This window comes from Hydrogenobacter hydrogenophilus, from assembly GCF_900215655.1.
Taxonomy (GTDB): Bacteria; Aquificota; Aquificia; order Aquificales; family Aquificaceae; genus Hydrogenobacter; species Hydrogenobacter hydrogenophilus.
Map to the genome: position 1 here is coordinate 1 of NZ_OBEN01000011.1, position 14,057 is coordinate 14,057.

General features: G+C 42.3%; 8 protein-coding genes and 1 CRISPR repeat array. Of the genes, 1 reads left to right on the plus strand and 7 read right to left on the minus strand.

The annotated features are described in order from the left end of the window. Positions 1 to 98: 98 nt before the first annotated feature. The 5 genes from lepA to pheT all read right to left on the minus strand — a co-directional run bounded on the left by lepA (position 99) and on the right by pheT (position 10,366). Positions 99 to 1,892, minus strand: coding sequence for a translation elongation factor 4 (gene lepA, locus CP948_RS07730; protein WP_096603065.1), 1,794 nt, complete (start codon positions 1,890 to 1,892; stop codon positions 99 to 101). Between the two features lie 178 nt (positions 1,893 to 2,070). Beyond that, positions 2,071 to 2,654: direct repeats of the CRISPR family, unit length 30 nt; unit sequence GTCGCAATCCCACACAGTGGGCTAAAAAAC. Positions 2,655 to 3,056: 402 nt separating this feature from the next. Continuing rightward, a complete protein-coding gene (gene mutS, locus CP948_RS07735) occupies positions 3,057 to 5,612 on the minus strand; it encodes a DNA mismatch repair protein MutS (RefSeq protein WP_096603067.1) in 2,556 nt (851 codons plus the stop codon). Beyond that, positions 5,593 to 7,293 (minus strand): ribonuclease Y, encoded by a 1,701-nt coding sequence (rny, locus tag CP948_RS07740; RefSeq protein ID WP_096603069.1) that lies wholly within the window; start codon positions 7,291 to 7,293, stop codon positions 5,593 to 5,595. Before rny ends, mutS begins: the two co-directional genes overlap by 20 nt. After that, positions 7,283 to 7,858 carry a 5-formyltetrahydrofolate cyclo-ligase gene (locus tag CP948_RS07745; RefSeq protein WP_096603071.1) on the minus strand — a complete coding sequence of 192 codons (576 nt, stop codon included), beginning with the start codon at positions 7,856 to 7,858 and terminating at the stop codon, positions 7,283 to 7,285. The genes rny and CP948_RS07745 overlap by 11 nt, the downstream gene beginning before the upstream one ends. Before the next feature lie 192 nt (positions 7,859 to 8,050). Then, positions 8,051 to 10,366 carry a phenylalanine--tRNA ligase subunit beta gene (pheT, locus tag CP948_RS07750; protein ID WP_096603073.1) on the minus strand — a complete coding sequence of 772 codons (2,316 nt, stop codon included), beginning with the start codon at positions 10,364 to 10,366 and terminating at the stop codon, positions 8,051 to 8,053. 25 nt (positions 10,367 to 10,391) lie between these two features. Between pheT and trpB the strand changes: the two genes are divergently transcribed. Further along, positions 10,392 to 11,579, plus strand: a complete 1,188-nt coding sequence (trpB, locus tag CP948_RS07755; RefSeq protein WP_096603075.1) for a tryptophan synthase subunit beta — start codon at positions 10,392 to 10,394, stop codon at positions 11,577 to 11,579. Here trpB and CP948_RS07760 read toward each other — a convergent pair. Further along, a complete protein-coding gene (locus tag CP948_RS07760; RefSeq protein ID WP_096603077.1) occupies positions 11,551 to 13,566 on the minus strand; it encodes a primosomal protein N' in 2,016 nt (671 codons plus the stop codon). The genes trpB and CP948_RS07760 overlap by 29 nt on opposite strands. Next, positions 13,563 to 14,057 carry a 6-pyruvoyl trahydropterin synthase family protein gene (locus CP948_RS07765; protein ID WP_096603079.1) on the minus strand — a complete coding sequence of 165 codons (495 nt, stop codon included), beginning with the start codon at positions 14,055 to 14,057 and terminating at the stop codon, positions 13,563 to 13,565. Before CP948_RS07765 ends, CP948_RS07760 begins: the two co-directional genes overlap by 4 nt.

A 14,057-nucleotide genomic window follows, 5' to 3' on the forward strand; every position in this document is an offset into this window, starting at 1 on the left:
TGGTGCTTTGGGGGATTTACTTATTTTTTGAGCTTTTGAGGGCTGTTTTTAGAAATCAAGTTTTGTCAATGCTCTGGGATTTTTCAAACAGCCTCAGATCACTCTACCTTTAGCACCGTTAGAAAGGCTTCTTGGGGAAGTTCCACCTTTCCAAACTGCTTTAATCTCTTTTTCCCTTCCTTTTGCTTTTCTAAAAGCTTTTTCTTCCTTGTGATGTCTCCACCGTAGCACTTTGCTGTGACATTTGCTCTCAATGGAGGTATTCTTTCTGAGGCTATGATCTTGTTGCCTATACCTGCTTGAACTTTGACCTCAAAGAGTTGCCTTGGGATCACTTCCTTGAGTTTTTCTACCAACTGTCTTGCCCTTCTGTAAGCTTTATCTCTGTGAACTATGAAAGAAAGCGCGTCTACGGGTTCATTGTTTATAAACACGTTTAGTTTTACAAGGTCTTCCTCTCTGAAGCCTAAAAACTCATAATCGTAAGATGCATAACCCTTTGAAACACCCTTAATCTTATCGTGAAAGTCCATAATGACCTCACTAAGGGGCATTTCGTACTCAAGCATGACCGTGTTGGGATCAAGGTATACAAACTTCTTTTGGATACCTCGCTTTTCCTGACACAGACTCATAATATTTCCCACATAGTCTTTAGGTGTGATTATAGTGATCAGCACAAAAGGCTCTTCTATGGCATCAATATAACCCCAATTCTCGGGAAGTTCCGAAGGATTCCTTATCTCCTTTATTTCTCCATTTTTTAGTCTTACCCTGTAGACCACGCTGGGTGCTGTGGTGATGATACTAACTCCGTATTCCCTCTCTAATCTCTCTTGGACTATCTCCATGTGCAAAAGTCCCAAGAAGCCGACCCTAAAACCGAGCCCTAAGGCTGGTGATGTTTCGGGTTCGTACTGAATGGCAGCATCGTTTATAGAGTACTTTTCAAGAGCATCTCTTAACTCTTCGTAAGTGTATCCCTCTGAAGGATATATACCTGCATAAACCATGGGTTTAGCAGGTCTAAAGCCAGGCACTGGACTGCTTGCGGGATTTTTTGCGTCTGTTATGGTATCCCCTATCTTTATGTCTCTCACATCCTTTATGGATGCAGCTATGTATCCCACCTCACCTGCGCTGAGTTTCTCAAACTTGGTCATCTTGGGAGTTTGCGCTCCAACCTCTGTTACCTCAAACTCCTTGCCTGTAGAGAAGAGTCTTATGCGCATACCGGGTTTTACCTCACCGTCAAAGACCCTCACAAAGGCTACCGCACCTCTATAAGGGTCATAGTAAGAGTCAAAGATAAGAGCCTTCAGAGGAGCTTGAGCATTTCCTTTTGGTGGTGGTATGCGCTTGACTATGGCTTCAAGCACTTGCTTTATGCCTATGCCTTCCTTTGCGGATATAAGAAGGACATCTTCTGAGGGAAGACCCAGTATGTCCTCTATCTGTTTTTTAACCCTTTCTGGGTCCGCAGAAGGCAGGTCAATCTTGTTTATTACTGGCAGGATCACCAAATCTTGTTCTACAGCCTTCCAAAAGTTAGCTACTGTTTGAGCCTCTATTCCTTGCGTTGCATCTACTAAGAGTATAGCCCCTTCACACGCAGCAAGAGCCCTTGAAACCTCATAAGAGAAATCCACGTGTCCCGGTGTGTCTATAAGGTGTAGAGTATAAGTATTTCCATCTTCTGCCCTGTAGAACATCTTAACCGCCTGAAGTTTAATGGTTATACCTCTTTCCCTTTCTATCTCTAAGGTGTCTAACATCTGATCTTTTAGCTCTCGCCTTGAGACGCTCCCAGTGTATTCAAGAAGTCTGTCCGCAAGGGTAGATTTGCCATGATCTACATGCGCTATTATGGAGAAGTTTCTTATGAGCTCCATAGTATTTATAAATTTAAGAGCTTTTTCCGAAGTCTAAGTTCAGAAAAACAAGGCATAACCTTTCAAACAGAACTAAATTGCTCTGTTTTTTATTTACCCTGCAGGATCTAAAACCTCCTATCCATGAGGACTTGGAGAAAACCAAGTTTAAGAAGCTTTGTTAATGGATATTTTAGGAATAACAATCCCACACAGTGGGCTTACAAACTTAAGCCAAGTACTCAAGTCCAGTCTCAAGGACTACATGCTGTCTCAATCCCACACGGTGGGCTAAAAAACTCTTTGTCCAATGCACTGTTAGATACTCATGTGCATTGTCGCAATCCCACACAGTGGGCTAAAAAACCTAAAGTGTATAAGATTGTGCATGAGGTTTTAGAAAGGTCGCAATCCCACACAGTGGGCTAAAAAACGAAACACTGATAATCTATGCGAGCAGAAGCGGAAGGTTATAGTCGCAATCCCACACAGTGGGCTAAAAAACGAGATGATAGTTGTATCTATGGCATGCACTATCAAGATAGGAGAGAGGTCGCAATCCCACACAGTGGGCTAAAAAACTTGGCATTGTAAAAGGCTTTCCCTTCTCAGTTATAGGGTCGCAATCCCACACAGTGGGCTAAAAAACGTAGCCATGCTGAGGTATGTACATCCAGAAAACATTGGTCGCAATCCCACACAGTGGGCTAAAAAACATCAGTACCCACAACTATTCTTTGATCTCAAGAAATAGTCGCAATCCCACACAGTGGGCTAAAAAACCCCAAATCCTTACATGCTTGATCTCATTCTCTCTCAAGCATTTCACCAGAGGGCTACCCTCTTTAAATGAAGTTAATTTTCGGAAATTTTCAGTTCCCAAAAATGGGCTAAAAAAGTACAACTTATAAGTATTGGAACTCAATTATCCCCAAAGTACCTCATCAAAACATCAAAATGCCAAAGTGTTTTGATGCACACATAAAAGCTATATAGCCCTCTTCTCCTACAAACACAAACCCTATTCAGTTGTCAAGATAACAAGGGTCAGTTTCCTGACCCTCAGTTCCAGCTTGGTAGATAATCTACCACACTTTACGAGAAAATGCAAGAGTATAAAGAAACTCTTTGTAGCAGGTCTTCATCGTAGGGAGATCTTTTGCTACTTTTCAAACAGCTTCACTACTATATGAGACTTTCCTTTAATGTCTTTACTCTTTCCTTGAGTTCGGAAAGTATCATAAGAGCTTGCAGAGGTGTGGTGTGTGCTATGTCAATACTTTCAATGTGTTGTAAGATTTCCTGCCACTTGTGTTCTTTTTCTATATGGACGCTCTGTATATAAACCTTCTCAAGAAAAGGAACTTGGTACTCTGAGAGTATCTCTTCTGCACGCCTTATGACCTTTTCGGGAAGTCCTGCCATTTTAGCTACTTCTATCCCAAAGCTTCCTTCTGCTTTTCCTCGCGTGAGTCTGTATAGGAAAAGGAGCTTATCTTGGTTTTTGGATATGGCCATGTGATAGTTTTTTATACAAGGGAAGCGCTCCTCAAGCTTGGTGATCTCCAAGTAGTGGGTGGCAATAAGAGTCCTTGCTTTTATGTTTTCTGCTATGTATTCTAAAATAGCCTTACTCAGGGCTATGCCGTCATAAGTGGAAGTCCCCCTTCCCACTTCGTCAAGAATTATTAGGCTTCTTTCGTCCGCAGAGTTAAGTATGCTTGCCACTTCCAGCATCTCATTCATAAAGGTGGATACCCCCAACGCTAACATGTCTCCAGAACCTATGCGTGCGTGCAAAGAAGAAACTGTACCTATGCGTGCATACTCACACGGTAAGAAAGAACCCATATGTGCCATTAGGGTCAGTACCGCCACCTGCCTTATATAACTGGACTTTCCCGCCATATTAGGACCTGTGATGACTATGATGAGCTCATCTTCCGTTATGTGCGTATCGTTGGGAACATAATCCTTTACAAAGGCGCATATAAGTGGGTGTTTCCCTTCCTTTATCTCTATGACCTTTTCATCAGTAATTATGGGCTTTTTCCACCCCTGCTCAAGGGCTAAGTACGCCAAAGACTGAATGTAGTCTAAGTATCCTATCGCTTGGGCACTCTTTGCTATGTTTTCTACCTTTGAGAGCACCCTTTCCTTTAACTCTAAGAATATCTCGTATTCAAGGTCCTTTATCCTTGTTTGAGCGGAAAGTATTTTTTCTTCCATAAGGGAGAGCTCATCCGTGATGAATCTTTCAGAATTACTAAGAGTCTGTCTTCTTTTAAAATACTTAGGCACATGCTTGAGATTGGGTTTAGTGACTTCTATGTAGAAGCCCATAACTCTGTTGTAGCCTATCTTTAGGCTCTGAATGTTGGTTTCTTTTCGCAGTTTCTCTTCGTATTCTTTCACAAGCTTTTCGGAATTCCTCAGTATGTCCCTAAGATGATCAAGTTCTGGATGCACACCGTCCTTTATTAAACCACCCTCTTTTAGATGCAGTGGTGGATCATCTACAAGGGTAGTGTCTATGTCCAGTGCTATATCTCTGAGATCCTCCATATCTTGCAACTGCTCTTTTAGTACTTCAGAAGAGAAGCCTACATTCATGAGTTTTTCTCTAAGATCAGCTAATAAGAAAAGGGCTTTTTTTAGAAGGACAAAATCTTTCGGTGTTGCAAGATTTCCGCTTATTTTAGATGTAAGTCTTTCCAAATCCGGCATGTCCTCTAAAATTTCCCTTATCTGCAAAAGCAGTTCCCTTCTATTTATTAACTCTTCGACCGCAGATTGCATCTTAAGGATCCTTTCTTTGCTTCTGAAAGGATGCAGAATGTGAAACTTGAGCCTTCTTTTGCCCATTCCAGTGAGAGTTCTGTTTATGACGCTAAAGAGAGATATATCTTCGCGTCCTTCGTAACTCTCAAGAAGCTCAAGCCCACGCCTTGCCCTGTAGTCTATCCTAACATACCCTTCATCTGCATAAGGTCTTGGCTTTTTCACAAAGGGTGTAAAGCTCTTTTGAGTGTTTTTAAGGTAAAGGTAGGCACCTCCGCACGGGATTAGTTCTTCTTGGGATTCAAACCCCAAAGCCTTACTGTTGTATACGTTAAAATCCTTAAAGAGTACCCTAAGACCTTCCGTAAAGTAATCCTCGTCAAGCTCTGTCCTGTAAGCTTTTATAAGCTTCTCAAACTCAAAGTCTGTGCCCTTTTTGAGAAGAACTTCTTTTGGAGAAAACTTACACATAAATTCGTAGGCCTGCTCCTTTGAAAAAGCACCTGCAACAAACTCTCCCGTTGAAGGGTTAAGGTATGCGCAAAAGTACTTTTTACCTTTGTTGTATACGCACACAAGCCCAGATAATTCCTTCTCAAAGTAAGTACCCGGTGTTATAACTCTGATGACATCCCTTTTGACTATACCCTTTGCCTGACTTGCATCTTCTAACTGCTCACATATGGCTACCTTGTAGCCTTTGGATACGAGTCTGTTTATGTATGTGGAAGAAGAATGGTATGGCACACCGCACATGGGAATTCTTTCTCTTCCCTTACCGCTTGGTCTTGATGTAAGAACAAGGCCCAGTTCCTTAGAGCCTATGTGAGCATCTTCATAAAAAAGCTCGTAAAAATCCCCAAGGCGAAAAAGGAGAAGACAGTCTGGATAGAGTCTTTTAAAGTGGTGATACTGAGAGAGCATAGGCGTAAGGTCATCATCACTTGGCGTATTCCACATGTCTTGTCTCCCTTATAACCACTACCTTTATCTGTCCTGGGTACTCCATCTCTTCCTCTATCTTTCTTGCTATTTCTTTTGAAAGCATGTAGGCTTCCTCATCGCTTATCTCTTCAGGATTTACTATGATCCTCACTTCTCTACCTGCCTGCACCGCATAGGCGTTGGCTACACCTTTGAAGGACTTTACTATGCTTTCAAGCTTTTCAAGTCTTTTAAGATAGGTTTCCAAGCTTTCCCTTCTTGCACCAGGCCTTGCTGCTGATAGGGCATCTGCTGCGCAAACAAGAGCAACTTCTGGATATCTCACTGGCTCTTCGTTGTGATGAGCCCTTATGGCGTTTAGCACTGGGTCAGGTTCTCCGTACTTTTTGCAAAGCTCTATACCTATGTCTGTGTGAGATCCACCAAGCTCGTGGGATATGGACTTGCCTATGTCGTGTAAAAGTCCTGCCCTTCTTGCCATCTTGGCATCAAGCCCCAACTCCTCAGCCATAAGTCCTGCAAGGTATGCTACCTCTTTGGAGTGTAAAAGAACATTCTGAGAGTAGCTTGTCCTAAAGTACAGCTTTCCTATGTAGTAGTATAGACCGGGATTTATGTCGTAGAGTCCAAGCTCAACACAAGTTTCTTCTCCCATCTTTCTTATCTTATCATCCATCTCTTTCTTGACTTGATTTACTACCTCTTCTATACGCGCAGGGTGTATTCTTCCATCTTCTATGAGTATCTGCAAAGCTTCTTTGGCTATCTCTCTCCTTAGGGGATCAAAGGACGATATGGTTACTACATCAGGTGTGTCATCTATTATAAGGTCCACACCTGTTAAAAGCTCAAAGGTTCTTATGTTTCTACCCTCCCTTCCTATGATCCTACCTTTAAACTCGTTGCTGGGAAGTTCTACTGTGGTTGTTGTGTAGTTTATGGCTATTTCTGGTGATAATCTCTGTATGGCTGTGGTTATGACTTTTTTGGCTTCAAACTCTGCTCTCTCTCTTGTTTCTTCCTCTATTCGTTTGAATATCTTTATAGCTTCTATCTTGGCTTCTTCTTCTGCTCTCTTGAGAATTTCCGCTCTTGCTTCCTCCATACTCATGGATGCTATTCTCTGTAGCTCAAGCATTTCCTTCTGAATCAAAGACTCTATCTCTTTTTCTTTTTGGTAAATGCTGCTTAGTCTTTCTTCTGCCTCTTTTTGAAGTTTTTCAAGCTGTTTTTCTGCGTCTCTTATGTCCTTTTCTCTTCTGTATAGCTCTTCTTCTCTTCTTTCCAAAACCTCAAGACGCCTCTCAAGTTGGTGTTCCTTCTGCATAAGGCTTTGCTCTAATTTCTGGATCTGCGCCCTTTTTTCCCTGATCTCCTCTTCTACCTCCTTCCGTCTGTTTTCCAGTTCCTCTTTTATTTTTTCTGCTTCTCCTTTGGCTCTTGCAAGTATGCTCTGGGCTTCTTCTTTGGAGAGTCTTATGTATTTTTCTGCCTCTTCCTTAGCTATACTGAGAATTCTTTCCGCTTCTGCTTGAGCTCTTTGAACTATCTGCCTGGCTTCCATTTCCACTCTCTGTATATCTACCTGAGGCATCTCTTTTTGCTGGCTTTTTCCCAACAGTTTTGAAACCAAAAATCCTACCCCACCAGAGAGTAAAACCACTATAAATAAGACTAACAACACTTCAGCACTCATACCTTTTACCTCCTTTTAAGATGTATGATTCGGTGACCAGCACATCTACAGGCTGGTCCCATTCGTCTGTAGGTATCTCTTGCACCACTTGAAAACTGTAAGCTACTCCAATCTTTACCCCCATTATCTTTTGAAGAAGTCTGTCGTAATAACCTCTGCCAAAGCCTATTCTGTATCCTCTTTCGTCAAAGACCACTCCGGGCACTATGGCAAGCTCTACCTCATAAGGGGAAAACTCTTTTCCTCCCATTGGTTCTGGTATGCAAAAAGATCCGGGCTTTATCTGTTCTTGACTTGTAATGCTATAGAGTTTTAGCTCTTGTCCTTCCACCTTGGGAAGAAGAACTCGCTTTTTAAGAGAGAGAGACTCCCATATGAGAGAAGTGAGATCCGGCTCTTTCCTTATAGGGCAGTAAAGTAGGATATTTTTAGCTTCCTTGAACTCTTTGAGGCTTTTGAGCTTAGCCTTTATCTTTTCCGAGTATATACTTCTTTCTTCCTCGGTGAGGGTATCTCTTTTATTTAAAAATTCCTTTCTTAGCTCGCTCTTTTTTAGCAACTTCATCTTCCGCCTCCTTTCTCAGGAGGGGAAGGCAAGAAACCCACCCGTGTGGTGGCAGGAAGGCTCCGGTGGGCCCCAATCCCTATAGGTGGGTGCTCTCCCGGAACGCCCTTAGGACTGTTCCGGAGCCGAGCTCCCTACTGGCTCACCTTGTGGACCCCAAATTAAACCTCTCTACCACCAACAGGGCAGGCTCTATCTAAGTTTCGCACCAAAACTTTCCTCAAGGGAGCTAACCAATGCTTTTACAGCACTGTTAGCCTCCTCATCGGACATGGTACCTTCAAAGCTTCTGAATATCAACCTAAAACTCACACTTTTCTTGCCTTCCCCAACATCTGAGCCTGTGTAAATACTAAAAACTTTCACTTCTTCCAACTTCTCTTTGAGCATGTCCTTCATATGGAATATTAATTTATCCACAGGGGTGTCTTTGTCTATAACCAGTGAAAGGTCCCTTATGACTGGTGGAAACTTGGAGAAAGGTTTGTATCTTTTTTTACTTTCCTTAATAAGTGCCATTTTTAGCTCTCCAACAAACACATCGCCTTTTATACCAAGGATTTGAGTTATTCTGGGGTTTAGCTGTCCTAAAAAGCCGAATTTTTCACCCTTATGGAGAAGTTCCACCTGCAGTTTTGGATGTAAGAAGGAGTAAGAGGATAAGTTTGTTTCAAAACTAATGCCAAAAAGCCTACCCACATCAAGAAAGAGACTAAGAGCGTGATAGGGAGTGTAGTTTTCTTGTGGATAAAGCCTCTGAGTCCCTACAAGAAGAATGCCTAACCTATCTTCTTCTCTGTTAGAGAAATAAACTCTTCCTAACTCAAAAAGAGCCATATGGTAGTTATGCTGTCTTTGATTGTGCAAGCATGCCTTTATTAGAGAAGGTATAAGAGATGTTCTCATGTAGGCTTGGCTCTTTACGAGGGGATTGCTTATTTCTACACTGGGCTTTTCAATTCCCAAAAGCTCATACAAAGTTAAATCCTCAAAGGAGAAGGATATGACCTCAAAGAGTCCCCTGCTTTTGAGTAAGCACCTTACCTTGTCAAAGCGCTCATCTTTCTCAAAGGGCACGGACGGAAGTTTCATAACTTGGGCATCTAAACTGTCGTATCCTTTTATCCTTAGAACTTCTTCTATTATGTCTACATCTGTTTGTATGTCAAAGCTCCTGTGGGAAGGCACGTTAACTTCAATACCACATCTGAGAGGCTTGTTGGGAATGCACAGTCTGTTTAGTATGTCCGATACTTCCCTTCTGTCCATATGCTCACCAGCATACCTTCTGTACTTTTCTAAGCTCAAAAAGATGCTTTTGGGTTCGTAAGGTACAGGATACACATCTCTTAGGGCAACTAACTTGCCTCCTGCTATATCAAGGATAAGCTCTATGGCTTTATCCTGATACCTTTTTACACCCTCTATGTCTATGCTTCTTTCAAACCTGTAGGAGCTGTCTGTTTGAACGCTTAGTAATTTAGAAGACTTTCTTATCCTGTAAGGCTCAAAGTAAGCAGACTCTAAGAGGATTCTTTTGGTCTTACTGCTTACTGCGGTATTTTCAAGACCTATTACTCCCGCTATGGCTATAGCCTTCTCTTCATCCGCTATGACCAGGTTCTCCTCTGTGAGTTCCTTCTGAGTACCCATAAGTGTAAGTACCTTCTCACCCTGCCTTGCTTTCCTTACCCTTATACCGCCTTTTAGGGTATCTGCGTCAAAAGCGTGAAGAGGTTGTCCGTCGCGCAACATAATGTAGTTGGTTATATCCACTATGTTATTGATGGTTCTAAGACCGCATTGCCACAACCTTTTTCTTAACCAAAGAGGTGATGGTTTGACAGAAACACCTTCTATGAGAGCTCCTCTGTATCTTTTGCAGTCTGGGTCAAGTATCTGCACATCTATGTCTCCAAAGTCTTCAAAACTTACCGCCTTTTCCTCCTTTAGGTCTTTTCTAAATATGGCACACAGGTCTCTTGCCACCCCCCTTACACTAAGCATATCACCCCTGTTGGGAGTGATCTCTATCTCAAAGACATATTCACCAAAGCCAAGAAGGTCATAAGCGGATGTGCCGGGCTTAAAATCTTCCTGCACCTTAAGCACACCATCTGAATGGGACTCAAGCCCAAGCTCCTGTGTAGAAAGTAGCATACCTTCGGAAACAACACCATCAAAATCCCTCTTGCTTACGCACATGTTTCCAACTTTTGCATTAGGAAGTGCCACAATAACACCGTCTCCTGCTTTTACGCTTTTGTCTGCAGTGATCACCTTGGGATAGTAATGCCCACCTATGTCTATCTGGCAAACCACAAGGTTTTGTCTTGTTGGGTGTGGTCTTACATCAACTACTTTGCCAAAAACCACACCATCCATATCCACATGAAATTTATGTAGGCTTGTTTCCACACTTCTTAGAGTAAGCTCACGAGCTATGTCCTCTGGAGGAATGTCGCTTATGTCTATGAACTCAGAGAGCCAAGTGTAAGGGAATCTCATATAAACATTATAGTATAATGCTACTATGCACGGATACTTTGGAAAGTTTGGTGGTAGGTTCGTTCCAGAAACCCTCATGTACGCTCTTGAGGAGCTTGAAAGTCAATACGAAGAGATAAAGTCAGATAAGAGCTTTTGGGAAGAGCTAAACTATTACCTCAGGACTTACGCAGGCAGACCTACACCCTTATACTTTGCTAAAAACCTAACTGAATATGCAGGTGGCGCCAAGATATACATAAAGAGGGAGGACCTTTTGCACACGGGTGCTCACAAGATAAACAACACCTTAGGACAAGCTTTACTTACCAAAAGGATGGGCAAAAGGAGAGTGATAGCGGAAACGGGAGCTGGTCAGCACGGTGTGGCTACCGCCACCGCCTGCGCTCTTTTGGGACTTGACTGCACCGTTTATATGGGAGAAGAGGATGCAAAGAGACAAGAACTCAATGTCTTTAGAATGAAGCTCTTGGGTGCAAAAGTTCAAGTGGTAAAAAGTGGAAGTAAAACCCTAAAAGATGCCATAAACGAAGCTCTAAGAGACTGGGTTTCCCATGTGGAGACTACACATTACATAATAGGTTCTGTAGTGGGACCTCATCCTTTTCCTACCATAGTGAGAGACTTTCAGAAAGTAATAGGTGAGGAGGCAAAAGAGCAAATACTTAAGGCAGAAGGTAGGCTACCTGATGTGGTGATTGCATGCGTAGGGGGAGGTTCAAACGCTATGGGGATATTCTACCCTTTTGTTGAAGATACAGAAGTTAGATTAATAGGTGTGGAAGCTGGAGGATTGGGGCTGAGCAGTGGCAAACATGCTGCTTCAATAAATGGTGGAAGCGTAGGAGTTCTTCACGGTATGAAGTCTTACTTTCTGCAAGATGAAGAAGGACAGATCATGCCTACACATTCTGTATCTGCAGGTCTTGATTATCCGGGTGTTGGTCCAGAACATGCCTACCTTTTTGAGACCAAAAGGGCTCAGTATGTGTATGCCACTGACGAAGAAGCCTTAGAAGGTTTTAAGCTCCTCTCCAAGCTTGAAGGTATAATACCTGCCTTAGAGCCTGCTCACGCAGTATTGAAAGCGGTTCAAGTTGCCAAAGAGTTAGGTAAAGACGGTATTGTGCTTTTGAACCTCTCAGGAAGAGGAGACAAAGATATGTATCATGTTATGAATTTGCTCAAAAGATCTCCAAGCGAAGAGGACTAAGGCTTCTAATCTTTTTTAGCACCTCTCCCATGCGTGCGCTGTTCACCTTCAAAAGCGCATCTATTCCTCGTTTAGTCTTTCTGTATCTTCCTTTGACACCTAAACTTTCCAAAGACTTTCTTACATCTTTGGAAAAACTCGCCAAGATTATTTTTGAGAAAGGTGGCAAATTCTCTTCCTTTCTGCGTTCCCATTCCTTATCCAAGTAGTTTTCCCAATGGTTTCTTTTGATGTCCTCAAGTATGCTATGTTCAGCAAATAAAGTTTGTATCAAAAGCTTTTCTTTTGCCAAGGCTCTTGCCCTCCACACATACCTATAGAAGTTTTCTTCCGCATTGAAAAAGGGCACAGAAAGAAGGTTATCCGCACTTACTACCACCACAAGATGGTAAAAACCAGACAGAGTGGGATAAGTGCTAAAAGTAAAGTTTTCTCTAAGACCAAACAGGTTTTCCACCTCTTCCATCACTCTATCTATTCCAAAGCTTGAGCTTTCCACCACTCCACCACATTCGGGACACACCACCTCACTCTTAAAATTGCAGTTGGTACATACGAGTTGTTCATCATCTTTGTAAAGTGTCAAAAAGGTCTCACATACAGGACACATGCAAAGGCTCTGACATCTGGGACAGTAAGCGTAGCTGTATCCCTTTTTGTTAACTAAAAAAAGCACTTTCTTGTCAAGGAAATCCTCTAAGACCTTTAAAGTGTCCGCAGAGAATATCTCTTTTCCCTGTCTTTTTACCACCTGCACTTGTACATCTGATAAATACCGCTCCATCTGAATTCTTCCGGATTTTACCAGATGATAAGTCTGTATATCCATAGCGGGCGTGCATATGACAAAGGATGCACCCAGATACCTTGACCTCATATAGAGTAAGTTCCTCACATCTATGCCAGCCTTAGGAAGCTTTGTGTTAGTATCATCAAAAAGCGCTACCACTTTTACATTTCTGATAGGTGCAAGAAGAGACAGAAAGCTTCCCAAAACTACCTTGCTTTCTTCTTGAGCCTTAAACCAGTTTCTTATGAGCCTGCTTGGTTTTTCTTTGGAAGATATAATCAGAAGGTCATCACCAAAGGCACTTTTGAGCTCCCTCTCAAGATAAAAAAGAGTGGACAGGTTAGTGCAAACCACAAGGGAAGAAAAGCCTCTTTGTAGAGCATCGCCTACCGCGCTTTTGAGACTCTCTATTAAAAACTCAAAGCTACCCAAGATCACCTCGTTATTCTCAAGCTTTTTAATGAGTGGTCCAAAGGTTTGGGTTTTATTTTCTATATCTTGAGCCTCAGCTGGTGCAAGAATGCCCTTTTTCAGAAGGTAAGAGATGTCCCTACTGCTAAAGCCCATGTCTTCCAGCTCTTCTATGGACACATAACCACGCTCCTTTACAAGGTTCAATATGGTGAGTTTTTCCTCTTTTCTCTTCAAGTTTTTGAGACTTTTATAAGCTTCCTCAAAAGGAACATGGAGCGTAAGGATGGAAGGTTCTTCTTCAAGCACATTCCATCTTTTTTCCACTTTTAGAAAGCCTTTGTCTATTAGAAACTCCACCAACCTCCAACCAAACTTATTCTTCAAGAGATCTTTTTTAACACCGCCCTTAGAGATAACATACCTGATTACCTTCATACTTACTTTGTCCAGCCCTACAGTAAAACTGCCTGCAGGCACCACATAATCTTCCTGTTTTTCCACAAAATGCTTAGGAAGTAAGCTAAAAAGCACATACCAAGGATTGATGCCGTAAATTAAAGAAACTTCCTTTAGCGTCTCTATGACATCAGAAAGTATGAGGGGTTTTTTATCTGGAAATATGCACTCTAAAGACTGCTGAGCACTTTGGCTCAAACCAACCACTACCCCTGTGCGACCCAAAGAAGGTATCTTTACTCTGTAGCCTACGGGATCACCTTCGTAAGGAAAGTCCAGGGAGAGTATGAGAATCCTTCCGTTGCTCAGAGCAACCTTTAAATTCATTCTGGCATGTATTCCGCCTTTGATGTTTTTGTCTCCCAGAGGACAACCTTAACAACCCTCACCTCTCCAAGCAGGCCTGCTTCTTGAAGTTTCTTTTTCAGAAAATCGTAAAAGTATTTGGCTAAAGCCTCCGCAGTGGGGCAAAAGTCTACGGGAAATATTTTTAAAGCGCCATACTTTTCCGCAACCTCTTTCAACTCTTGGTATATGGGATCATTTATATCTATGATAAAACTGTGGTCTATGGTGTCTATAAGGTCCTTCAGTGCATTCTTCACATGGTAAAAATCCATCACCATATCTTGCTCGCTTAGGGTGTCTGAACCCAAAACTACTTCAAGGGTATAGCTATGTCCGTGAAGGTTCACACATTTATTTTGTGGTACTCCTTCTTTTTGGGTAAACTGTGCACCCCTTCCGTAGGTGAGGTTTTGCTTCCAAACCCTGTGTCCTGCTTCAAAGTTAAAGACCTTAGTTATCTGCCACTTCAT